The sequence below is a fragment of the Aeromicrobium sp. WCS2018Hpa-31 genome (genome assembly GCF_031843905.1).
In the GTDB taxonomy this organism is placed as follows: domain Bacteria; phylum Actinomycetota; class Actinomycetes; order Propionibacteriales; family Nocardioidaceae; genus Aeromicrobium.
The window spans coordinates 122,553-143,487 of record NZ_JAVTJF010000012.1 but is presented as its reverse complement, the minus strand read 5'-3'; the positions used below and the strand labels follow the sequence as shown (position 1 = coordinate 143,487).

Annotated in this window: 22 protein-coding genes, 1 pseudogene and 2 riboswitches; of the genes and pseudogenes, 7 read left to right on the top strand and 16 right to left on the bottom strand. The window is 74.6% G+C overall.

Annotated features, from left to right (window positions below; all coding sequences use genetic code 11):
* Positions 1-393: 393 nt before the first annotated feature.
* From RQG84_RS16095 to RQG84_RS16080, 4 genes are all read right to left on the bottom strand, one after another.
* Complete coding sequence (locus RQG84_RS16095) at positions 394-1,359, bottom strand: NAD-dependent epimerase/dehydratase family protein (protein WP_311210838.1); 966 nt, start codon at positions 1,357-1,359, stop codon at positions 394-396.
* A gap of 73 nt (positions 1,360-1,432) precedes the next feature.
* On the bottom strand, positions 1,433-1,912 hold the full coding sequence (locus RQG84_RS16090) for a hypothetical protein (protein ID WP_311210837.1): 480 nt from the start codon (positions 1,910-1,912) through the stop codon (positions 1,433-1,435).
* Positions 1,913-1,985: 73 nt separating this feature from the next.
* Positions 1,986-2,165, bottom strand: a complete 180-nt coding sequence (locus RQG84_RS16085) for a hypothetical protein (RefSeq protein ID WP_055960993.1) — start codon at positions 2,163-2,165, stop codon at positions 1,986-1,988.
* A gap of 49 nt (positions 2,166-2,214) precedes the next feature.
* Positions 2,215-2,748, bottom strand: a complete 534-nt coding sequence (locus RQG84_RS16080; protein WP_311210836.1) for a DinB family protein — start codon at positions 2,746-2,748, stop codon at positions 2,215-2,217.
* 137 nt (positions 2,749-2,885) lie between these two features.
* Here RQG84_RS16080 and RQG84_RS16075 point away from each other — a divergent pair, with 137 nt between their 5' ends.
* Together RQG84_RS16075 and RQG84_RS16070 are read left to right on the top strand one after the other, a co-directional pair.
* The gene (locus RQG84_RS16075) at positions 2,886-3,935 is read left to right on the top strand and encodes an NAD(P)-dependent alcohol dehydrogenase (protein ID WP_055960999.1); all 1,050 of its coding nucleotides are present in this window, start codon (positions 2,886-2,888) and stop codon (positions 3,933-3,935) included.
* Entirely contained in the window at positions 3,932-4,525 is a 594-nt protein-coding gene (locus tag RQG84_RS16070; RefSeq protein ID WP_235492830.1) for a flavin reductase family protein, read from the top strand. The genes RQG84_RS16075 and RQG84_RS16070 overlap by 4 nt, the downstream gene beginning before the upstream one ends.
* Positions 4,526-4,539: 14 nt before the next feature.
* Here the strand turns inward: RQG84_RS16070 and RQG84_RS16065 are convergent, their stop codons facing one another.
* A complete protein-coding gene (locus RQG84_RS16065) occupies positions 4,540-5,688 on the bottom strand; it encodes a zinc-binding dehydrogenase (RefSeq protein WP_311210835.1) in 1,149 nt (382 codons plus the stop codon).
* Between the two features lie 101 nt (positions 5,689-5,789).
* On the opposite strand from RQG84_RS16065, the gene RQG84_RS16060 reads away from it, so the two are divergent.
* Positions 5,790-6,185 carry a pyridoxamine 5'-phosphate oxidase family protein gene (locus tag RQG84_RS16060; protein ID WP_311210834.1) on the top strand — a complete coding sequence of 132 codons (396 nt, stop codon included), beginning with the start codon at positions 5,790-5,792 and terminating at the stop codon, positions 6,183-6,185.
* Between the two features lie 7 nt (positions 6,186-6,192).
* Here RQG84_RS16060 and RQG84_RS16055 read toward each other — a convergent pair whose 3' ends face one another.
* The gene (locus RQG84_RS16055) at positions 6,193-6,732 is read right to left on the bottom strand and encodes a GNAT family N-acetyltransferase (RefSeq protein WP_056579178.1); all 540 of its coding nucleotides are present in this window, start codon (positions 6,730-6,732) and stop codon (positions 6,193-6,195) included.
* Positions 6,733-6,771: 39 nt separating this feature from the next.
* On the opposite strand from RQG84_RS16055, the gene RQG84_RS16050 reads away from it, so the two are divergent.
* The gene (locus RQG84_RS16050; protein WP_311210833.1) at positions 6,772-8,280 is read left to right on the top strand and encodes a cobyric acid synthase; all 1,509 of its coding nucleotides are present in this window, start codon (positions 6,772-6,774) and stop codon (positions 8,278-8,280) included.
* Positions 8,277-9,014 carry a cobalt-precorrin-6A reductase gene (locus tag RQG84_RS16045; RefSeq protein WP_311210832.1) on the top strand — a complete coding sequence of 246 codons (738 nt, stop codon included), beginning with the start codon at positions 8,277-8,279 and terminating at the stop codon, positions 9,012-9,014. Before RQG84_RS16050 ends, RQG84_RS16045 begins: the two co-directional genes overlap by 4 nt.
* Here RQG84_RS16045 and RQG84_RS16040 read toward each other — a convergent pair.
* From RQG84_RS16040 to RQG84_RS16000, 10 genes and pseudogenes are all read right to left on the bottom strand, one after another.
* Positions 8,968-9,939, bottom strand: a complete 972-nt coding sequence (locus RQG84_RS16040) for a cobalamin biosynthesis protein (protein WP_311210831.1) — start codon at positions 9,937-9,939, stop codon at positions 8,968-8,970. The genes RQG84_RS16045 and RQG84_RS16040 overlap by 47 nt on opposite strands.
* Positions 9,936-10,703: an adenosylcobinamide-GDP ribazoletransferase gene (locus RQG84_RS16035; protein ID WP_311210830.1), complete on the bottom strand. Its 768-nt coding sequence runs from the start codon at positions 10,701-10,703 to the stop codon at positions 9,936-9,938. The genes RQG84_RS16040 and RQG84_RS16035 overlap by 4 nt, the downstream gene beginning before the upstream one ends.
* 28 nt (positions 10,704-10,731) lie before the next feature.
* Positions 10,732-11,535 carry a CbtA family protein gene (locus RQG84_RS16030; protein WP_311210829.1) on the bottom strand — a complete coding sequence of 268 codons (804 nt, stop codon included), beginning with the start codon at positions 11,533-11,535 and terminating at the stop codon, positions 10,732-10,734.
* 111 nt (positions 11,536-11,646) lie between these two features.
* Entirely contained in the window at positions 11,647-11,868 is a 222-nt protein-coding gene (locus RQG84_RS16025; protein WP_055961027.1) for a CbtB-domain containing protein, read from the bottom strand.
* A gap of 59 nt (positions 11,869-11,927) precedes the next feature.
* A riboswitch (cobalamin riboswitch) is annotated at positions 11,928-11,995 on the bottom strand.
* A 69-nt stretch (positions 11,996-12,064) separates the two neighbouring features.
* A complete protein-coding gene (locus RQG84_RS16020) occupies positions 12,065-12,496 on the bottom strand; it encodes a histidine phosphatase family protein (protein ID WP_311210828.1) in 432 nt (143 codons plus the stop codon).
* 4 nt (positions 12,497-12,500) lie between these two features.
* Positions 12,501-13,244, bottom strand: coding sequence for a uroporphyrinogen-III C-methyltransferase (gene cobA, locus RQG84_RS16015; RefSeq protein ID WP_311210841.1), 744 nt, complete (start codon positions 13,242-13,244; stop codon positions 12,501-12,503).
* Positions 13,245-13,292: 48 nt separating this feature from the next.
* Positions 13,293-13,487: pseudogene (locus RQG84_RS18120) on the bottom strand (NAD(P)-dependent oxidoreductase); the annotation flags it as partial.
* Between the two features lie 8 nt (positions 13,488-13,495).
* Positions 13,496-16,096 carry a cobyrinate a,c-diamide synthase gene (locus RQG84_RS16010; protein ID WP_311210827.1) on the bottom strand — a complete coding sequence of 867 codons (2,601 nt, stop codon included), beginning with the start codon at positions 16,094-16,096 and terminating at the stop codon, positions 13,496-13,498.
* Positions 16,090-16,704 carry a cob(I)yrinic acid a,c-diamide adenosyltransferase gene (gene cobO / locus RQG84_RS16005; protein WP_055961035.1) on the bottom strand — a complete coding sequence of 205 codons (615 nt, stop codon included), beginning with the start codon at positions 16,702-16,704 and terminating at the stop codon, positions 16,090-16,092. The genes RQG84_RS16010 and cobO overlap by 7 nt, the downstream gene beginning before the upstream one ends.
* Positions 16,704-18,731 (bottom strand): VWA domain-containing protein, encoded by a 2,028-nt coding sequence (locus RQG84_RS16000; RefSeq protein WP_311210826.1) that lies wholly within the window; start codon positions 18,729-18,731, stop codon positions 16,704-16,706. Before RQG84_RS16000 ends, cobO begins: the two co-directional genes overlap by 1 nt.
* Positions 18,732-18,752: 21 nt before the next feature.
* Positions 18,753-18,885: riboswitch (cobalamin riboswitch) on the bottom strand.
* A 61-nt stretch (positions 18,886-18,946) separates the two neighbouring features.
* Here RQG84_RS16000 and cbiE point away from each other — a divergent pair.
* Positions 18,947-20,170, top strand: a complete 1,224-nt coding sequence (cbiE, locus tag RQG84_RS15995; RefSeq protein WP_311210825.1) for a precorrin-6y C5,15-methyltransferase (decarboxylating) subunit CbiE — start codon at positions 18,947-18,949, stop codon at positions 20,168-20,170.
* Positions 20,167-20,919, top strand: a complete 753-nt coding sequence (locus RQG84_RS15990) for an SAM-dependent methyltransferase (protein ID WP_311210824.1) — start codon at positions 20,167-20,169, stop codon at positions 20,917-20,919. The genes cbiE and RQG84_RS15990 overlap by 4 nt, the downstream gene beginning before the upstream one ends.
* Positions 20,920-20,935: the final 16 nt, after the last annotated feature.

The following is a 20,935-nucleotide window of genomic DNA, read 5'->3' as shown; positions in this document are numbered from 1 at the left end:
TGATTATCTCGTCGACTTTTGGCACACTGTTGAGTTCTCAAGGATCAGACGCACATCTGTCACGACCACACCGTGAGATGGGCCAGTCAGAGGCTTCCTGGTGGACGGAGAAGCGATGCTGCTGCTGTCTCCATCCGAAGCTTGCCGTTGTCAGCGGTCCGTCTCCGGGCGAAAGCCCTGGCGTTGACCGTTTCGGTACAAGCTGTGCGCGCTCCGATCACGCGGCCTTTCGGCCTCGTGCTCCGGCGAGCGGCGCAACAAGAAGAACATTACAGACCCCTCCCCGGTCCGGTCAAACCGCCCCCCTCCTGACGTCTCGACCGCGTGCCACTTCCCTGCAATTGCAGGGCTCGGCACGTCGGTGCACTCGATTCGGGGCCTGTCGGGGGCTCCTCAGAGCTCGCCGACGTCGCGCAACCACACCTCGGTCCGACGCATCCCCTCGTCCAGGTCGACGGCGGGGTCGTAGCCGAGCATCGACCGAGCCTTGTCGATCGAGTACGTGCCCGTCCGGCAGAAGTAGCGGACCGCGGTCGTGTTGGTCTCGTCGTCGGCGCCACGCACCCGGTTCACCCCCGCCGCGGCGGTCGCCAGCGCCAGGGCCGCAGCCGTGGGCATCACGACGGGGCCCCGCCTGCCCAGCATCCGGTAGTAGTGGCCGAAGAACTCCCGGCACTCGACACCCACCCCGCCGCTGAGCGTGAACACCTGGCCGGCCGCCTCCTCGCGGTCGGCGGCCAGCACCAGGCCCGAGACCAGGTCGTCGACGAAGACCGGGCTGAAGATCCCCCGCCCCATCGCGGGAAGCAGGAAGCGGTTGGCCTTGATCATCCGCACGGGGAGCAGGGTCCACGGGCGCGATCCCGGGCCGTAGACGTCGCCGGGGCGCACGACCGTCACGTCGATCTCGCCGGCCGCGTGCGCCTGCATCGCTGCCTGCTCCGCGGCGATGCGCGTGTCGACGTACGGGTTGCCGTCAGGCCTCAGGGGATGGTCCTCGGTGACGCCGTCGGGGAAGCCGAGGTCCGAGAACGCGCGGACCGACGACAGGTAGACGACGCGCGCGGCCCCACGCGAGACCGCCGCGTCGAGGACCCGCCGCGTGCCGAGCGTGTTGACCCGCCACGCCTCCTCCAGCGTCGGCAGGTTGGAGACGAGCGCGGCCGTGTGCACGACCGTCGCCCCCGGAGTGATCACGTCGCTCCACGACTCCGGGTCCGTGACGTCGCCGGCGACCACGTCGTGCGCGGGATCGGCGTGCAGGTCCATGCCCCGCACGGAGTCGCCCCTGGCACGCAGTCGCTCCGCGAGGGAACGGCCGATGAACCCGGACGCGCCGGTGATGACGTAGTCGGCCATCGGTACGTGCTCCTCCGCGATCGGTGACCCAGGGCGTTCGCACCCTCGCACATCGGGAGGTCGATCGGCAGCGCTACGCGGACTCCCACGGGTAGGCGTGCGCGAGGAAGGCCTCGCGCACCTGGTCCCGCGGCGCCTCGAGGGTCTCGTCGAACAGCACCCGACCGTGGTCGCCGTCGATCATGAGGCGCTTGCCGTCGCGGTGGACGCCGACGACCTGCTCGCGGCGCAGGATGCGCTCGTCGCCGCCGTGCACGACGACGAGCTGGTCGTCGCCCAGGAGGATCCGGTGCTCGTCGGCGATCGCGAACGCCGCCAGCGCCGAGCCGAGCAGACCGCCGACGACGAGCCGCGCCGCCCACGCCCAGGGCTCGTCGAAGCCGGCCACCCACTCCGCCACCGCTTCGAACGGCACGAGGGGGAACCCGCTGACCAGGTCCAGCAGCCACGGCAGCACGAGCAGCAGCGCCCCGCCGCCACCCCCGAGCAGCACGAACGTCCACACGCGGTCGGTGTCGGTCATGCGCAGCTCGGTGACGGACGGATCAGTCATGACGGCACGCTAGGCGCGGGCAGAGGCTGCCACGTCGGCCGAAAGGCTCGACCCCTCGGCCGAAGGTCGCGGCTCAGCCGGGCTGTCGGGCGCTCCTCACCGCGACCACCGACTCGTGGCTGACGAGCAGCTCGCACCGCCCGGAGCAGGCCAGCTGGTGATCGAGACGCCCGGTGGCGATGAGCCGGTGGACCTCGGCCGTCGAGACCTCGAGCAGGCCGGCGGCCTCGGCGACGGTCAGCTGCGACGACATGCCCGAAGCCTAGCCGCGGCGCCCTGTGCCGCGGCGCCGACGAGCACGGTCAGCCCATCGACCTGCGACCGTCGATGCTCTCGCGCAGGACGTCGGCGTGACCGGCGTGCTGGGAGGTCTCGGCGACCAGGTGCAGGAACACCCGGCGTGCCGACCACGACGCGCCCGCCTCGAACCACGGGGCGTCGGGCAAGGGCTGCCGCGCGTCGAGGTCGACGGAGGCGACCAGCTCGTCGGTGGCGAGCGCCGTGCGCTCGTAGAGCGCGACGACGCCGGCCAGGGTCTCGTGCTCGAGCAGTCGGAACTCGTCCTGCCGGTCGAGCACGGCCTGCGGCGGGTCGCTCCAGTCGATGCTCTCCCAGTCGACGTCGGGCTGGGGCGCGGGGCCGTCGACCACGAAGCGCGCCCACTCCCCCTCCGTGGCGGCCACGTGCTTGACCAGCCCGCCGAGGCACAGCTCGCTGGCCGTGGGCGTGAGGCGGGCCTGCTCGTCGGACAGCCCGGTGACGGTACCGAGGAACAGTGCCCGGTGCTTGCGCAGCGAGTCGAGCAGGTCGGCGCGTTCGCCCCCAGGTGCGTCCATGCCGTCACGGTAGGGCGGCGTGCCGACACTTCGGCACCGCCGAGCCGGGCCTCTGGGCGACCGTCGGCCCGCGTACGTCGGTCATCTCACGTGCCCTCGCCCTGCGGACCTTCCCGCGCCTGCCTAGCGTGGACTCCATGACCACCACCGTTGCCGCACTGTCCGTCCCCGAGGCCGGGAAGCCGTTCGAGACCGTCGACCTCGAGCGCCGCGACCTCAAGCCGAACGACGTCCGGATCAAGATCCGCTACGCCGGCATCTGCCACTCCGACATCCACCAGGCCCGCGACGAGTGGGGCGGCGGGATCTTCCCCATGACGCCCGGGCACGAGATCATCGGCACCGTCGAGGAGACCGGCTCCGACGTCACCGCGCACGCCGTCGGCGACACCGTGGGCGTCGGCTGCTTCGTGGACTCCTGCCTCGACTGCGACGCCTGCCGCGACGGCGAGGAGCAGTTCTGCAGCCGCGGCGTCGTGCAGACGTACTCCGCGAAGGACTACGACGGCGCCATCACGTACGGCGGCTACAGCGAGCAGGTCGTCGTGCGCGACCACTTCGCCGTGAAGATCCCCGACGGCGTCGACCTCGCCGCCACCACCCCGCTGCTGTGCGCGGGCATCACCACCTACGCGCCGCTCGTGCGGCACGGTGTCACCGAGGGCACCCGCGTGGGCGTGATCGGCATGGGCGGGCTCGGCCACGTGGCCGTCAAGATCGCCGCCGCCCTCGGTGCCGACGTGACCGTCCTCAGCCGCACCGACGCGAAGAAGGACGACGGCCTCGAGTTCGGCGCCAAGGCCTACGTCGCCACGGAGGAGAAGGGTGCGCTGCGGAAGCTGCGCGGCTCCTTCGACGTCATCCTCAACACCGTCGGCGCGGCCGTCCCGCTCGACCAGTACCTGGGTCTGCTCGACCGCGGTGGCCGCATGGTCAACCTCGGCGCCCCGACCGAGAGCCTGGAGATGGGCGCGTTCTCGCTGCTCTCGTTCCGCCGTGCGCTCGAGGGCTCGATGGTCGGCGGCCTCCCCCAGACCCAGGAGATGCTCGACTTCTGCGCCGAGCACGGGATCACCGCCACCGTCGAGGTCATCGACGCCGACCAGGTGGGCGACTACTACGACAAGGTCGTCGACGGCAAGGTGCGCTACCGCGCCGTCATCGACGTCGCCTCGATCGCCCGGTGAACCGCACCAGCCTGCGGGTCGGTGACGAGGGCGTCCAGCCCTACCCGCTCATGACCGCGCTCGTCGTGCCCCGACCGATCGCGTGGATCAGCACCGTCGACGGCGAGGGCCGGGGGAACCTGGCCCCGCACTCGTTCTTCACCGTCGCGTGCGCGAACCCGCCGATCCTGGCGTTCACCTCCGTGGGCCGCAAGGACACGCTGCGCAACGTCCTGGAGACGAAGGAGCTGGTGGTCAACCTGGCCACCCAGCCGCTCACCGAGGCGGTCAACGGCAGCAGTGCGCCCTACGAGCACGGTGTCGACGAGGCCGAGGCGCTGGGCCTGGAGACGGAGCCGAGCGAGCTCGTGACGCCGCGTCGGGTCCGCGACTCGCCCGCGGCGATCGAGTGCCGCCTGCACTCGACGACCGAGCTGGGTGACTCGACCCTCGTGCTGGCGGAGGTGCTGCTGTTCAGCGTCGCCGACCACGTGCTCGTCGAGGGCCACCCCGCCTTCGACCTGCTGGCGCCCATGACCCGGCTCGGCAAGGAGGAGTGGGCGCCGCCCAGCGTGCCGTTCACCCTGCCCCGGCCGACTGAGGCGCCGTAGCGACCGACGATCGCCTAGCGGCTCGGGTCGACGAGGATCTTCGCGTGCTGCTCGGGGTCGGCGAGCCAGCCGAACGCGTCCGCGACCTCGTCGAGCCCGACCGTCCCGGTGATCAGGGGTGAGGGGTCGACCTTGCCGTCGGCGATCATCTGCAGCGTGGCGTGGAACTCGGCCGGGTCGTAGCAGAAGGCGAACCGCAGCTCGACCTCCTTGTTGATCGCCATCGAGGGGCGGAAGGTGTCGGGCTCCATGCACACGCCGACGACGACGATGCGCGACTGCAGCGGCGCCGCGGTGATGATCTGCTCGAGGATCCCGGGGACGCCCACGCACTCGAACACCACCGGTCCCGTGGGCAGGGCACCCAGCTTCTCGGCGGCCTGGAACACCCGGGGCCAGGGCAGGAACGGGACAGCGCGCAGCTTCTTCATGGTGCTCAGGCCGAGGTCCATGAAGTCCGGGGCCGACGTGAGGTAGCGCTTGTCGGACTCGAAGCGGTCCCACGGCGACTCGACGGCGGGGTCGACCACCACGTCGGCGCCGCAGCGCTCGGCGAGCGCACGGCGTCCGGCGGAGAAGTCGCTGGCCACCACGGTCCGCACGCCGGAGGCCTTGAGCATGAGGATGACCGCGAGGCCGATGGGCCCGCAGCCGATGACGACGGCCACGTCCTTGCGGCCGACCTGGCCCTTGCGCACGGCGTGCCAGGCCACGGCGAGCGGCTCGGTCGTGGCGGCGTGCTCGACGTCGACGCCGTCGGGCACCTCGAAGGTGACGGCCTCGGACACGAGGATCTGCTCGGCGTAGCCTCCCGGGGCGTGCTCGCTCAGGCCGGTCATGTGCAGGCCGTCGGCGGTCTCCAGCAGCGGCAGCGCGACGACGCGCGTCCCGGGCTTCCAGCGCCCGTGGGTGCGCGGGCCGTACGAGACGACCTCGCCGACGAACTCGTGGCCCATGACCACCGACGACGTGGATCGCATGAAGTGGTCGTACCCCACCTCGCCGGCCATGTCGGCGGTCGCGTCGCCGTGCACGCGGGCGTGCAGGTCGGAACCGCAGATGCCGGACCGGAGCACCTTCAGGAGCACCTGGCCGGGGCCGGGGACGGGATCGGGGACGTCGGTGAGCTGGAGCTGCTGCTGGTGGCAGACGACGGCGCGCATGAGCACAGTGTGCTGCCTCGACGGGTCGGCGTGTGCACCCACGACAGGCGCACACTGGGGGGACACGGGGAGATCAGGGGAGACCGGGAGGAGTGGAGAGCATGCAGCAAGGAGACCTGAGGCCGATCGACGCGGCGGAGTGCCTCGAGCTGCTGGCGGTGCGCACGGTGGGCATGGTCGCGTTCGTGGACGACGACGGGCAGCAGCTGGTGCCCGTCAACTACGTGGTGCGCGACGGTGACGTCATCTTCCGCACGTCCGCCGACAGCTTCCTCGCACAGCTGGCCGACGGTCACGAGGACGTCGCGTTCGCCACGTCGCACCAGGCCGAGCTGGACCAGCACGGCTGGAACGTGACCGTGCGGGGTCGCACGAGCCCGCAGGACGCCACCGAGCTGGTGGGCGCGCCGCCACGCACCTGGGCCGGCGGCGTGCGCGACGTGCTGGTGCGGCTGCACCCCGAGCACGTGTCCGGCCGCCGGGTGCACCTGCACTGAGCCGCGGTCAGCGGGGTCGGTCGATCCGCAGCACCACGTGGTCGGGCGGGTCCACCGGGTTGTCGGGCTCGAGCCGCGCCGTGCCCACGTGGCGGAAGCCGGCCTTCTCCAGTGCCCGCCACGACGGCCGGTTGCCCGCGGCGACCGGCACGACCACGGCGGGGCAGTCCGCGTACGAGGCCCACGTGTCGGCGACGAGCGCTGCGATCACGGCCGGCCCGATGCCGCGTCCGGTGTCGGCGGGGTCGCCGATGAGGTAGTCGACGGTCACGGCGCCGGACGGGAGGTCGAGGAACGGCGCGAGCTCGGCCTCGTCGTCGGGGTAGTCGTCCCAGCGGGCGCGCTGGCAGAGGCCGACGTCGCGTCCGTCGACGGTGGCCACGAGGTCCTCGGCCGGCTCCTCGCCGCGCATGACCGCACCGAAGTCGCGCTCCAGCGCCTCGGGGTCGGCCTCCTGGAACCACCACCGGTGCACGTGCGGGGCAGCGAGCCAGCGCGCGAGGACCGGCAGGTCGCCCGGCTGGAGCCTGCGGAACGTGACCTGCATGGCCCGACCCTAGGGCGTGCGCCTCTAGGCTGTGCTGCGATGCGCACTCCTGGGCTGCTGGTCGCCGGCACGACGTCCGACGCCGGCAAGAGCGTGGTGACGACGGGGATCTGCCGGGCCTTCGCGCGGCGCGGTCTGCGCGTGGCGCCCTACAAGGCGCAGAACATGTCGAACAACTCGATGGTCGTGCCGCTGGGCGGCGAGCCCACCGACGGCTTCGGGGAGATCGGTCGGGCGCAGTGGGTGCAGGCGCTCGCGGCCCGGGCGACGCCCGAGGTCGCGATGAACCCGGTGCTGCTGAAGCCGGGCAGCGACCGGCGCAGCCACGCCGTGGTCATGGGGCGTCCGGGCGGCACCGTCGACGCGACGGACTTCGTGGAGGGGCGGCGGCACCTCGCCGCGGCCGCGCACGCGGCGTTCGACGACCTGGCCGGACGGTTCGACGTCGTGGTGGCCGAGGGTGCGGGCTCCCCCACCGAGATCAACCTCCGGTCGTCGGACTACGTGAACCTGGGGCTCGCGCAGCACGCCGAGCTGCCGGTCGTGGTGGTGGGCGACATCGACCGCGGCGGCCTGTTCGCCGCCCTGCACGGCACCGTCGCACTGCTCGACGCCGACGACCAGCGGCTGGTGGCCGGCTACGTCGTCAACAAGTTCCGCGGCGAGGTGTCGCTGCTCGATCCCGGCCTGGAGCGGCTGACCTCGCTGACCGGGCGCCCGTTCTACGGCGTGCTGCCCTGGGACCCGTCGCTGTGGCTCGACTCCGAGGACGCGCTCGACCTGGACGGACGGCGATCGGGAGCCGCCGGGGCGCTGCGCGTGGCCGTGGTGCGCCTGCCCCGCATCAGCAACTTCACCGACGTCGACGCGCTGGGGGTCGAGCCCGGCGTCGACGTCGTGTTCGTCTCCGACCCGCGCGACGTCGCCGACGCCGACCTGGTCGTCCTGCCCGGCACCCGGGCCACGATCGACGACCTGGTGTGGCTGCGGTCCCGCGGGCTCGACCGGGCCGTGGTGGCGCACGCCCGCGCGGGCCGGCCCGTGCTCGGCATCTGCGGTGGCTTCCAGATGCTGGGCCGCCACGTGCACGACCCCGACGCGGTGGAGGCGTCGACGGCGCGCAGCGTCGAGGGGCTGGGCCTGCTCGACGTCGAGACGACGTTCGGCGCCGAGAAGGTGCTGCGCCTGCCGACCGGCGAGGCGCTGGGGGCGCCGACGTCGGGCTACGAGATCCACCACGGCCGGATCGCCCGGGGGTCGGGCGAGGAGTTCCTGGGCGGCGCACGCAGCGGCGCGGTGATGGGCACGATGTGGCACGGCAGCCTGGAGGGCGACGCGTTCCGCCGCGCGCTTCTGGCCGACGTGGCGGCAGCGGCGGGCACGGTGCTGCCGCCGTCGGACGTGTCGTTCGGGGGCCTGCGCGAGGCGCGGCTCGACCGGCTGGGCGACCTGGTGGAGACCCACCTCGACGTCGACGCCCTGGAGCGGCTGGCCCGCGACGGCGCCCCTGCCGACCTGCCCCTGCTCCCGCCAGGGGCGGGAGCATGATCCTGCTGCTCGGCGGCACCGCGGAGGCGCGCGCCCTCGCGGCACGGCTGGACGACGCCGGCGTCGCGCTCACGTCGTCGCTGGCGGGACGGGTGGCCCGACCACGGCTGCCCGTCGGCGAGACGCGGATCGGCGGGTTCGGTGGCGTCGCCGGCCTCCGGTCCTACCTGCGCGAGGAGCGGGTGAGGGCGGTGGTCGACGCGACCCACCCCTTCGCGGCGGGCATCAGCGCGAACGCGGCGGCGGCGTGCGACGCCGAGGGGGTCCCGCTGCTGCGGCTCGCGCGGCCGGGCTGGAGCGGGCACCCCGACGCCGACCGGTGGCACTGGGTGGACTCCCATGCGGACGCCGCGGCGCTGACCGTCGGACTCGGCAGCCGCCCCTTCCTCAGCATCGGGCGGCAGGGGCTCGCGCCGTTCGTGGAGCCGCTGCGCGACGTCGCGGCGCTCGTGCGGGTGGTCGACGAGCCGGAGGTCGAGCTGCCGCCGGCCTGGACGCTGCTGCACAGCCGCGGCCCCTACGACCTGGCGTCGGAGCGGGCGCTGCTGGCCGAGCACGGTGTGGACGTGGTGGTCACGAAGGACTCCGGCGGCAGCCACACGGTCGCCAAGCTCGACGCGGCGGGCGAGCGTGGCGCGGCCGTGGTGGTCGTGCGCCGGCCCCCGAGCCCGCCCGGGGTGGAGGCGGTCAGCGACGTCCGTTCTGCCGCCGAGTGGGCCGCCGACCGGGCTTGAGGAACCTGGGCCCGAGCACGCAGACGAGCAGCGCGCCCACGTCGACCACTCGCGCCAGCCTCGTCGCGCGGGCGACGTCGTCGGGGTGGACGGGTCGGCCGTCGCCGAGCGTGTGACGGTCCTCGGTGCGCCCGGCGTAGACGTTCACGCCGCCGAGCCGCACCCCGAGCGCCCCGGCGAAGGCCGCCTCGACCGGCCCGGCGTTGGGGCTGGGGTGGTGGCGGGCGTCGCGGCGCCACGCGCGAGCGGCCGCGCCGGGGCTGCCGTCGACGAGCGGGGCGGTGACGACGGCCAGGGTCGCGGACAGTCGCGCGGGGACGAGGTTGAGCACGTCGTCGAGGCGGGCGGCGGCCCAGCCGAAGCGTTCGAGGCGAGGGGTGCGATGGCCCACCATGGCGTCGAGGGTGTTGGCGGCGCGGTAGGCCAGGAGCCCGGGAACCCCCGCGACGGCGCCGGCCACGAGGGGCGCGACGACGGCGTCGGACGTGTTCTCGGCGACGGACTCGACCGTCGCACGGGCCACGCCCTCGACGTCGAGGGTGCTGGGGTCGCGGCCCACGAGATGGGTCACGCGGCGGCGGGCGCCGGCCAGGTCGTCGGCGTCGAGCAGGGCGTGCACAGCGAGCGCCTCGCGCTCAAGCGAGCGACCGCCGAGCACGGCCCACGTGCAGGCCGCGGTCAGCACCGCCTCGGCCACGGGTCCTCGGCGCCGCGCGGCGGAGCGGGCGACCACGCCGACCGCGCCCGCGCCCCCGACGAGCGCGCCCACGTGGAGCGCGCCCGCACCACGTCGGTCGGCGTACGTGCGGCGCTCGAGCGCCGCGGCCACCTGCCCGAAGCCCGCCACCGGGTGCAGCGAGCGGGGGTCACCGAGGAGGCGGTCGGCCACGAACCCGAGCACCAGACCTGCAGAGGCCGGTCTCACGACAGCACCACGAGCACGGTGGCGAGGGTGAGCTCGATGCCGGCGCCCATCACGTCGCCCGTCACGCCCCCGATGCGACGGTGGGCGCGACGCAGCAGCAGGCCGAGGACGACCAGGGCGGCAGCCCCTGCGGCCAGACCGTGCCACCAGGGCGCGTCCGCGAGCACGCAGGCTCCGACGAGCAGCGCGGCCCAGCCCGCGTGGGCGACGACCGCGACGGGCAGCGGGACGCTCCGCGCCATGGTGGCGCCCAGGCCCGAGCCGTCCCCGGCAGGCACCGCTCGTGAGCACACGAGCACCAGACCGGAGCGCGACAGCAGGACCGCGGCACCGACCAGCACCGCGTCGCCCGCGGCCACGAGCGAGGCCGCCCCCGCGGCCTGGAGGCCGAGCACGAGCACCAGGGCCGCCGCGCCGGCCGGCCCCACGTCACCCGATCGCATGACCGCCAGCGTGCGCTCGCGGTCGTAGGAGGAGGTCAGTCCGTCCGCGGTGTCGGCCAGGCCGTCGAGGTGGAAGGCCCGGGTGCCGAGCGCCAGCAGGCCGACGACGAGCAGACCCGTGACCAACGGCGAGAGCGCCAGCTCCTGGCCCCCCAGCCCGACGGCGGTCACCCCGATCGCGAGCGGCAGCACGGCGACGGGCGCGAGCACCATGGCCCGGCCGGCCGTCAGGTGGTCGACCGTCCGGGGCGGCCGCACCGGCCACGCGGTGAGCGTGCCCACGGCGAGCCGCCAGGCGTCGACGGTCGAGGCGGCGGTCATGGACGCATCATCGCGGATCGGGACGGGCTCAGAGAGCGGCGGCCCGGGCGCGACGCAGCTCGTCGGCCTGGTGGGCCCGCCACGTGCGAGCGGTGAGGCCGGTGAGCACGAGCGCCACCCCCGCCCACATCGCCGTCGACGTGGCGAGCGCGCCGATCCGGAAGGAGTAGAGCGTGTTCGCCGGGAAGCCGTCGGGCACCTCGTCGATCGGCGCGAGCACCACGGCCGCCACGCCGACGACCACGAGGTAGAGCGCGACGCCGGAGACCACGGCGAGCCACGGTCCGCGCGCGAGGAGAGCTCGTACCAGCAGGACTGCCGCCACCGCGGCGAGCAGCGACACGGTCACGAAGCCGAAGTAGAGCGCCGTCCGCTCCCCGATGGTCTCGCCGGAGCCGACGGCCGGCGGGTTCGGCGGGTACTTGAGCCACGGGACGACGGTGTAGGCGAGGTAGGTCAGGGTCACGACGACGCCGGTCGACGCGACGGGGCGCAGACCACCGAGCCGCCCGACCGCGAAGGCCGAGGCGATGCCGGCGACGCCACCGGCCACGAGGCCGAACAGGACCGTCGCCGTGAGCAGGCCGGGCCCGGCCTGCTGGCCTCGCGTGATGCCGCCCGCCTCGTCGTCACCGTGCGAGTGCGCCGCGCCTTCCTCGTGGGAGTGCGCACCGGCGTCGGCCGGAGCGGACGCGGACTCCTCGAGGGCGATCGCGTCGTCGATGGGCGGCTCGCCGACGGCGAACGCGACGACGAAGGCCAGGATGCCGCCGACGAGGCCGGCGACGAGGCCGTGGACCAGGAAGGTGCGGGGAGTCAGGGACGTGGACATGCAGGGTTCCGTTCTCGCGTGGGGGCCGCGCCGGGCGCAGGCGGGGACGGCGGGCCGCGCACCGGGGCTCGGTGCGGCGCCGTCAGAGGTCGTGCTGGTCGGTGGCCCTGCTCAGTGACAGGGGAACCCGAGCAGGTGGCGACCGTCGTGGACCCACTCGTGCACGGTGTCGCCCGCGAGCAGGGAGGTCGCTCCCTGCTCCGCACCGACGAAGTACAGCGCCAGGACGGCGAACAGGGCGACGAACAGCGCCCACGGGGCGAGCTCGCGGACGGAGATGGGCGTGGCCACGCCGACGAGGTCGACGGAGCGGGCTGGGGAGAGCTGCGACATGGCAGGCCTTTCCTGAGGGATGAGTGCGTCCCGTGGATGGATGGCTGTCGTCGGCTTGGGTCTGGCTCCGCCCCGTCGTGCTGAGGCGTCACAGTAGCGCTACTGCGCCGGATTCCCACCGGCTTCCGCACCGTCGATCGTTCGTCATCGTAGGGCAGGCGAGGGGTCCTCCGCGAGGGTCTCCCACGATCGATTCCTACGACTGCGTCACGCGGACCTCGGCGTTGGCGGGCAGGGACGGTGCCGTGCCGTCGAGGGCCGCGACGACGTAGGCGATCACGTCGCCGTGGGTCACCACGAGCGTGTCGTCGGCCGGGCCCGACGCCAAGAAGTCCGCGAGGCGTCCGAGCACGTCGTCGAGCGTCTCGTCGTGGCCGCGCTCGACCAGACGCGGGTCCTCCACGACCTCGAGCCCGAGCCGGGCCGCCACCAGGTCGGCACTCTGACGGGCACGGACCAGGGGCGAGCACACGACGGCGGCGACGTCGGCGTCGGCCAGCTGCTCGGCGGCGGCGAGCACCTGGCGCCGCCCCAGGTCCGTGAGCGGCGGGTGGGCCGTGCGGCCCTGCTCGCGGCCGGCGACGTTCCAGGTGGACTCGCCGTGGCGCATCCACAGCAGGCGGGTCACCGGCTCACACCCCTGGTGCCGGCTCGAGGGGCAGCGCCTCGACCACGCGGCCGACGACCGTGACCGCCGGAGCGCCGATGCCGGCGTCGGCCGCGACGCGCGCGATCGTGACGACGGTGCCGTCGACCCGACGCTGGCTGGGCAGACCCGCGTCGGCGACCACCGCGGCCGGGGTGTCGGGGTCGAGGCCACCACCCACGAGGGCCTCGGCGATGGCGCCGAGGGTGCGCACCCCCATGAGCACGACGATCGTCGTGCCCGTCGACGCGAGCGCCTTCCAGTCGACCGTGGAGTCGGGGTGGTCGGGCGGCACGTGGCCCGAGACCACGGTGAAGCCCTGCGTGAGCCCCCGGTGGGTGACCGGGATGCCCGCGAGGGCCGGGCCGGAGACCGACGACGTGACGCCGGGCAGCACCCGCACCGGCACACCCGCCCGGACGCAGGCGATCGCCTCCTCGCCGCCGCGGCCGAACACGAACGGGTCGCCGCCCTTCAGCCGGACCACGCGCCGGCCGGCCAGGGCGTGCTCCACGAGCAGCGCGTCGATCGCGTCCTGTCCGGTGGACCGGCCGCCCGGGATCTTCGCGACGTCGACGACCTGGGCGTCGGGCCGCACCGCGTCGAGCGCGGCGAGCGGGACGAGTCGGTCGGTGACCACGACGTCGGCCTCGGCCAGGGCGCGCAGGCCACCCACGGTCATGAGGTCGGGGTCGCCCGGCCCGGCCCCGACGAGGACGACGTCACCCACGGCGGCGGGCGTGCCAGGACGTGTTCGATCGACGACACCGTCGGCCGGCACCCGCAGCACCACGTCGGCCGCGAGCACGTCGTCGAGCGACAGCTCGCCGCGCCGCCAGGAGACGAGGCCGCGGTGGACGAGGTCCTCGAGCGTGGCCACGAGGTCGGGGGCCACGACCGTGACGATGTCGCCCTCGGCCAGGGCCGACGACGCTGCCGCCGCCGCGCGCAGACCGCCGCCGGCCAAGAGCACGCGCCGACTCACGACCGCACCTGCGCGAGCGCGGCGAGGAAGCGACGGGTGACGTCGGGAGCGCGCACGGCGACGCGGATCCAGGCGTCGTCGAGTCCCGGGAAGGTGTCGGCGCGACGCACCGCCCACCCGGCGTCGCGCAACGCACCGTGGACCCCTGGCCCCACCCGAGCCAGGACGAACGGCGCGGACGACGGCAGGTGGTGGACGCCCAGCTCGTCGAGGCCGTCGGTGAGCACCGCGCGGTGCCGGCCCACGTCGGCGGCACGACGGGTCGCCTCGGCGCGGGCGTCGTCGGACGTGCACGCGACGATCGCGGCGGCGGCGTGCGTCGACACCGACCACGGCGGCTGCTGGGCGCGCAGGTCGGCCAGCAGGTCGGGGTCGCCGAGGACGTAGCCCGCGCGCACGCCGGGGATGCTCCAGAGCTTCGTCAGGCTGCGCACGACCAGCACCCCGGGAAGGGCTGTGCCAGTCTGCCGCCCACGGCCCGGCACCCCCGCCGGGGCGCCGGCGAAGGAGTGCTGCTCCCCGGGCACGGCGTCCATGAACGCCTCGTCGACCACGACCACGCGGCCGGGCCGCGCGAGGGCACGGATCGCCCAGGCGGGATGCAGCACCCCGGTGGGGTTGGTGGGGTTGCCGACGACCACGAGGTCGGCGTCGTCGGGGACGCGGTCGGGCTCGAGCGCGAAGTCGTGGCCGAGCCGCACGTGCTGCGGGTCGTGGCCGGCCTGGCGCAGCGCGACGTCGGGCTCGGTGAACTGCGGGTGCACCACCACGGGGTGCTGCCAGTCGCGGGCCCGGGCCAGCAGCGTGAACGCCTCCGCCGCACCGGCGGTCGCGAGGACCTCGTCGGCAGGACGGACGTGCCGCCGAGCCGCGGCAGCCTCGGCCTCTCGGGCGTCGGGGTAGCGGCCGACGTCGTCGAGGGCGGAGCGCAGGGCATGGTCGAGCCACGTCGGACGCGGCCCGTCGTGCACGTTGACCGCGAGGTCGACGAGTCCCTCGGTGGCCTCCGCGTCGCCGTGGTGGCGCAGGGGGTCACCGCTGGTCGAGTAGCCGGCATCCGCTGGGGGCACCTCCCGCTTGCGGGGGCGGGACGAGCGCGAGGGAGGCGTATCGAGACCACCCTGGGCGGATTCGCGCACATCGACCCGCGCGGAGCCGTTGCCGAGTGGTCTCGATACGCCAGCACCAGCTCGCTGGCGCTCGCGGTCCTGGCTACTCGACCAGCGGTGGCGACCTTCCTCTGGTCGTGCCGCGTGGACCGCCGCGGCGAAGCGCGCCGCCATGCGGGGGTGGCCCGCCCAGTGCGTGTGCAGGTACGACGCGTGGAGCGTCGGGCTCGCGAAGCCGGCCTCGCCGTGGGCGCTCGTCCAGGCGACACCGAACGCGTCGTCGGCGCCGGCCGACGGCGTGACGTGGGTGCGGTGGAACTCGTGGCCGGTCACGCGGCCGCCGACGGGGGCGAGCAGGTGCTCGACCGGGGCCACCGCCGTGCGGTAGCCGAGGGTCAGGCGCGGCGTCATGGCGGCGTCGGCCGGGAGCGCACCCACCATGGGCGCGCCGTCGAGCGAGCGGCAGAGGTACAGCAGGCCCGCGCACTCGGCCACGGTCGGCACCCCGGCGGCCACGGCGTCCGCGATGGCGTGGCGCAGGGGCTCGTTGGCCGAGATCGTCGCCGCGTGCACCTCGGGGAAGCCGCCGCCCAGGTAGAGCCCCGACGTGCCCTCCGGCAGGGACTCGTCGTGCAGGGGGTCGAACACCTGCACGTCGCAGCCGAGGGCGTCGAGCAGCTCGACCGTCTCGGCGTAGCGGAACGTGAACGAGCGACCGCCGGCCACGGCGACCACCCGCCGCGGCCCGGCGGGCGGAGGGCCGACCTCGTCGGCGGCGTCCCACGCCGCACCCTGCAGGGTCGGCGCCGACCGGGCGATGCGCACGACCTCCTCCAGGTCGACGGCCTTCGCGACCCGGGTGGCGAGCCGGTCGAGCGCGGCCGCCGCGTCCTCCCGCTCGGCCGCGGGCACCAGACCCAGGTGGCGCGACGGGGCCACGACGCCGTCGTCGCGGTGCACGATGCCGAGCACCGGTACCCCGGTGCTCTCGAGCGCGCGCACCACCTCGTCGGCGTGCCGCGTGGACCCGACCTTGTTGAGGACGACGCCGGCCACCCGCACCGACGTGTCGAAGGCGACCATGCCCTGGACGAGCGCCGCGATGGAGCGCGACGCCGACGACACGTCGACCACGAGCACCACCGGGCTGTCGGTCGCGCGGGCCACGTGGGCGGTGGAGGCGTAGCCGTCGGTGCCGAGCATGCCGTCGTGCAGACCCATGACGCCCTCGACGACCGCGAGGTCCGCACCGGCGGAACCGTGCAGCAGCAGCGGCACGAGACGCTCCTCCCCCACCAGGTGGGGGTCGAGGTTGCGGCCGGGCAGCCCGGTGGCCAGCGCGTGGTAGCCGGGGTCGATGTAGTCCGGTCCCACCTTGTGGCCCGAGACCCGCAGCCCGGTGCGGGCGAGCGCCGCCATGAGGCCCGTGGCGATCGTCGTCTTGCCGTGGCCCGACGCGGGCGCCGCCACGACCAGGCGCGCTACCACTCGATCCCCCGCTGGCCCTTCTGGCCGGCGTCCATGGGGTGCTTGACCTTCGTCATCTCCGTGACGAGGTCGGCCACCTCCAGGAGCCGGGGGGCGGCGTCGCGTCCGGTGATCACCACGTGCTGGCGACCGGGCCGCGACGCGAGGGTGTCGGCGACGTCGTCGACGTCGACCCACCCCCACTTCATGGGGTAGGTGAACTCGTCGAGCACGTAGAGGTCGTGGGTCTCGGCGGCGAGGCGGCGCTTGATCTCGGCCCAGCCCTCGGCGGCCGCGACGGCGTGGTCGTCATCGGTGCCGGACTTGCGCGACCACGACCAGCCCGAGCCCATCTTGTGCCACTCGACGGGACCGCCGAGGCCCTCGGTCTCGTGCAGGCGACCCAGGTGCTCGAGCACGGACTGCTCGCCGACGCGCCACTTGGCGGACTTGACGAACTGGAACACGCCGACCTTCCAGCCCTGGTTCCAGGCGCGCATGGCCAGGCCGAACGCGGCGGTGGACTTCCCCTTGCCGGGGCCGGTGTGCACCATGACGAGCGGTCGGTTGCGGCGCTGGCGGGTGGTGAGGCCGTCGTCGGGGACGACCAGCGGCTGACCCTGGGGCATCAGGCCACCTCCCTGACGACGCTGGTGAGCGCCTCGGCACTGACCTCGCCGAGCGGGAGGTGCTGGGCGCCGAGCCGGTCGGCCAGCACCGACGCGAGCCCCAGCCGGAACCCGCCTGTCTCGCAGTCGACGACCACCGACGCCACGCCGGAGCGGTGGAGGTGGTCGGCCGCCCGGTGGGCGCGGGCCAGGGCGTCCGGGCCCGACGTGGCGCGACCGTCGGTGACGACCACGAGCAGCGGCCGGCGCAGCGGGTCGCGGATGCGCTCGAGACGCAGAGCGTCCGCGGCAGCGGCGAGGCCCTCGGCCAGCGGGGTGCGGCCGCCCGCCGGCAGCTCCTCCAGCCGGCGCGCGGCGACGTCGACCGACGACGTGGGTGGCAGGTCGAGCGTGGCGTCGGCGCCGCGGAAGGTGACCAGTCCGACCTTGTCTCGGCGCTGGTAGGCATCGAGCAGCAGGGAGAGCACGGCGGTCTTGACCTGCTCCATGCGGCGGCGCGCGGCCATGGAGCCCGAGGCGTCGACGCAGAGCAGCACCAGGTTGGACTCGCGTCCCTCGCGCACGGCGACGCGCAGGTCGGCGGGTCGCAGCAGCACGCGGCCTCCGTCGGCGCGTCCGCGGGCGTGCTGGTGCGGCGCGGCCGCGCGGACCGTCTCGACGAGGTGCAGCGAGCCGCTGCGGCCGGCCGGGGTGCGCGCGCCGATGCGCCGGCCGTCGTCGGTCACCGCGCGCGAACGACGACCCGAGACGCCGGCACCCACGCCGTCGACCTGCAGCAGGCGGGCCCGCACCGGCTGCCCGGCGCCGACCGTGGACTCCGCGGCCTGGCCGGAGCCCTCGCCGGCGTCGCCGCCGGACGGGGCGGGCGCCTCGCCGGGCGCGGGCGCGTCGGCCGGGGTGTCGCTGCCGCCGCCGGGGCCACCACCGTCGGGTCCCCCGTCGTCAGGGCCCTCGTCGTCGGGGCCACCGTCGTCAGGACCGTCGTCGGGGCCGCCCGCGGGCGGCTCGTCCGGGCCGAGCAGGTCGTCGAGCTCGGACTCGTCGAGCCCGGTCTCGTCGAAGGGGTTGCGCCGACGTCGGTGCGGCAGCGCGAGGCGGGCTGCCGCGCGCACGTCGTCGCGGGTGATGGTGGTGCGACCGTGCCACGCCGCGTGGGCGGCAGCGGTACGGGCGGTCACGATGTCGGCACGCAGGCCGTCGACCCCGAACGCCGAGCACAGCTCCGCGATGGAGACCAGGGTCGCGTCGTCGAGCGGCACCTGGGTGACGAGGTCCTGCGCGACACTGATCCGAGCGGTGAGCGCGGCCTCGGCGTCGGCGAAGCGCGCCGCGAAGCCGGTCGGGTCGGCGTCGAAGGCCAGCCGGCGACGCACGACCTCGGCGCGGGTGGCCGGGTCGCGCGGCGCGGCCACCTCCACGGCGAGGCCGAAGCGGTCCAGCAGCTGGGGCCGCAGCTCGCCCTCCTCGGGGTTCATCGTGCCGATGAGGACGAACCGGGCGGCGTGCTCCACGGACACGCCGTCGCGCTCCACCGTGGAGCGGCCCATCGCGGCCGCGTCGAGCAGGAGGTCGACCAGGTGGTCGTGCAGCAGGTTGACCTCGTCGACGTAGAGCACGCCGCGGTGCGCGCGAGCCAGCAGGCCGGGCTCGTAGCGGGTGACGCCGCTTCCGAGGGCCTGCTCGAGGTCGAGGGAGCCGAGCACGCGGTCCTCGGTGGCCCCGACGGGCAGCTCGACGAGCCGCACGGGGCGGGACTCGACCGGCGCGTCGGGACCGAACGGCCCGTCGGGCGACAGGGCGGAGTCAGCGGGGTCGCTGGAGAACCGGTCGCCCGAGACCACCTCGATCGGCGGCAGCACGGCCGCGAGGGCACGCACGAGGGTCGACTTGGCCGTGCCCTTCTCCCCTCGTACGAGCACGCCGCCGATGGCGGGCGAGATCGTCGTGAGGACGAGGGCGAGGGCCATGTCGTCGAGCTGGTCGGGCTCGGCTCCGACGACGGCCGTGAAGGGGTAGTGCTGTGGCATGAGGGCTCCCGCTCGATCGCCATGGCTGGTTGAGCGCGAGGCCGGTCTTCGGACTTCCACCCTCAGGTGGTCACCGCAGCGGACCCTGTGCCGGACTTGCACCGGCTTCCCGATTCTCCCCAGGTTCTGGGGCACCTCGCGTCATGTGAAGTTTGGTCGGGCGCCAGGCTACCGGGGCGCCGCCGTGGTGCGGCAACCCACTAGCCTCGCGAGACATGACCTCCGCTCGCTCCCCCCTCCTCGTCGTCGGGATCGGTGCCGACGGCTGGCCCGGACTCGACGCCGCGCGCCGGACCGCGGTCGAGTCGGCCGACGTCCTCTTGGGGGGCGAGCGGCACCTGGCAATGGTCCCCGCGGAGGTGCCGGCCGAGCGCGTGCCGTGGCCGTCGCCCCTGCGCGACGGGCTTCCGGACCTGGTCGCCGGGCTCGAGGGCCGGCGCGTGGTCGCCCTCGCGTCGGGCGACCCGCTGGTCTCCGGCATCGGCACCACGCTCGTCGGGCTGCTCGGTGCCGACGCCGTCGAGGTGCTGCCGGGCGTCTCGTCCGTCGCCCTGGCGCGGGCCCGGATGCGCTGGTCAGCGGAGTCGTCGGACGTCGTGACCGTCGTGGGACGCGACGTGCACCGGCTGGCCACCGCCTTCGCCCCGGGGGCCCGTCTGCTGGTGCTGTGCTCGGACGCGTCGACGCCCGCGGCCGTGGCCGCGCTGCTCGCGTCGCACGGCTACGGCACGAGCACGCTGACCGCGCTCACCGACCTGGGTGCCGAGACCGAGTCCCGCACCGAGGGTGTCGCGACCACCTGGACGGACGACGTCGGCGCGCTGACCGTGCTGGCCGTCGAGGTCCGCGACGCGGGTGCGCGGGTGCTGCCGCTCGTGCCCGGCCTGCCCGACGACGCCTTCGAGCACGACGGCCAGGTCACCAAGCGCGACGTGCGGGCCAGCGCCCTCGCGCGCCTGGCCCCGACGCCCGGCGCCCTGCTCTGGGACGTCGGCGCGGGCGCCGGGTCGGTGGCCGTCGAGTGGGCGCGCACCCACCCGACGTGCCGGGCCGTCGCCGTCGAGCGGGACGCCGAGCGTGCCGAGCGAATCGTCCGCAACACCCGCACCCTCGGCGTCCCCGAGGTGCAGGTGGTCACGGGCGCGGCGCCCCAGGCGCTCGCCGACCTGGAGGCACCCGACGCGGTGTTCGTCGGTGGCGGTGCGACGGTCGACGGCGTGCTCGACGCCTGCTGGGGGGCCCTGCGCCCGGGTGGACGCCTGGTGGTGCACGGCGTCACGCTCGAGACCGAGCAGCTGCTCGTCGCGTGGCACGCCGAGCACGGCGGCGAGCTGGTGCGGCTGCTGGTCGAGACGGCCGCGCCCCTCGGGTCGTTCACGTCGTGGACCCCGGCCCGTGCGGTGACGCAGTGGTCGGTCGTGAAGGAAGGACGCGCATGACCGTGCACGTGGTGGGCGCCGGGCCAGGCGCCGCGGACCTCCTGACGGTGCGGGCCGTCCGGCTCCTCGAGCGCGCCGACGTGGTGCTGTACGCCGGCACCTACGTCGCCGCCGTGCTCGAGCACTGCCGACCCGACGCACGCCTCGTCGACACCCAGGACCTCGACCTCGACGCGATCACGGCCACGTGCGTCGACGCGCACGCAGCGGGCCTGGAGGTGGTGCGGCTGTCGTCGGGCGATCCGTCGGTGTACTCGGCGCTGCACGAGCTGACGCGTCGGCTCGACGGCGCCGGCGTGCCGTGGGACGTCACCCCCGGGGTGCCTGCCTACGCGGCGGCCGCGGCCCGGCTGGGCGTCGAGCTGACCGTGCCTGAGGTGGTGCAGTCGGTGGTGCTGACGCGCACCCAGGCGCGGTCCACGGCCATGCCGTCGAGCGAGGAGCTGGAGACCTTCGCGGCGACGGGCGCCACGTTGTGCCTGCACCTGGCCATCACCCGGACCCGGGACCTGGCGGAGCGGCTCGCCGCCGTGCTCGGGCCCGAGACCCCCGTGGCCGTCGTCGCGAACGCGTCGCAGGACGCCGAGGTCGTGCTGCGCGGCACCCTCGCCGACGTGGCGGACCAGGTGGAGGCCGCGGGCCTGCGCCAGGCCGCCGTCATCCTCGTCGGTCCCGCGGTGTCGCGACCGGAGGGCGCGGAGTCCTACCTCTACTCCCCCACCCGCGACCGGTCCACCAAGCGCCGCTGACCCCCACGACCCCCGC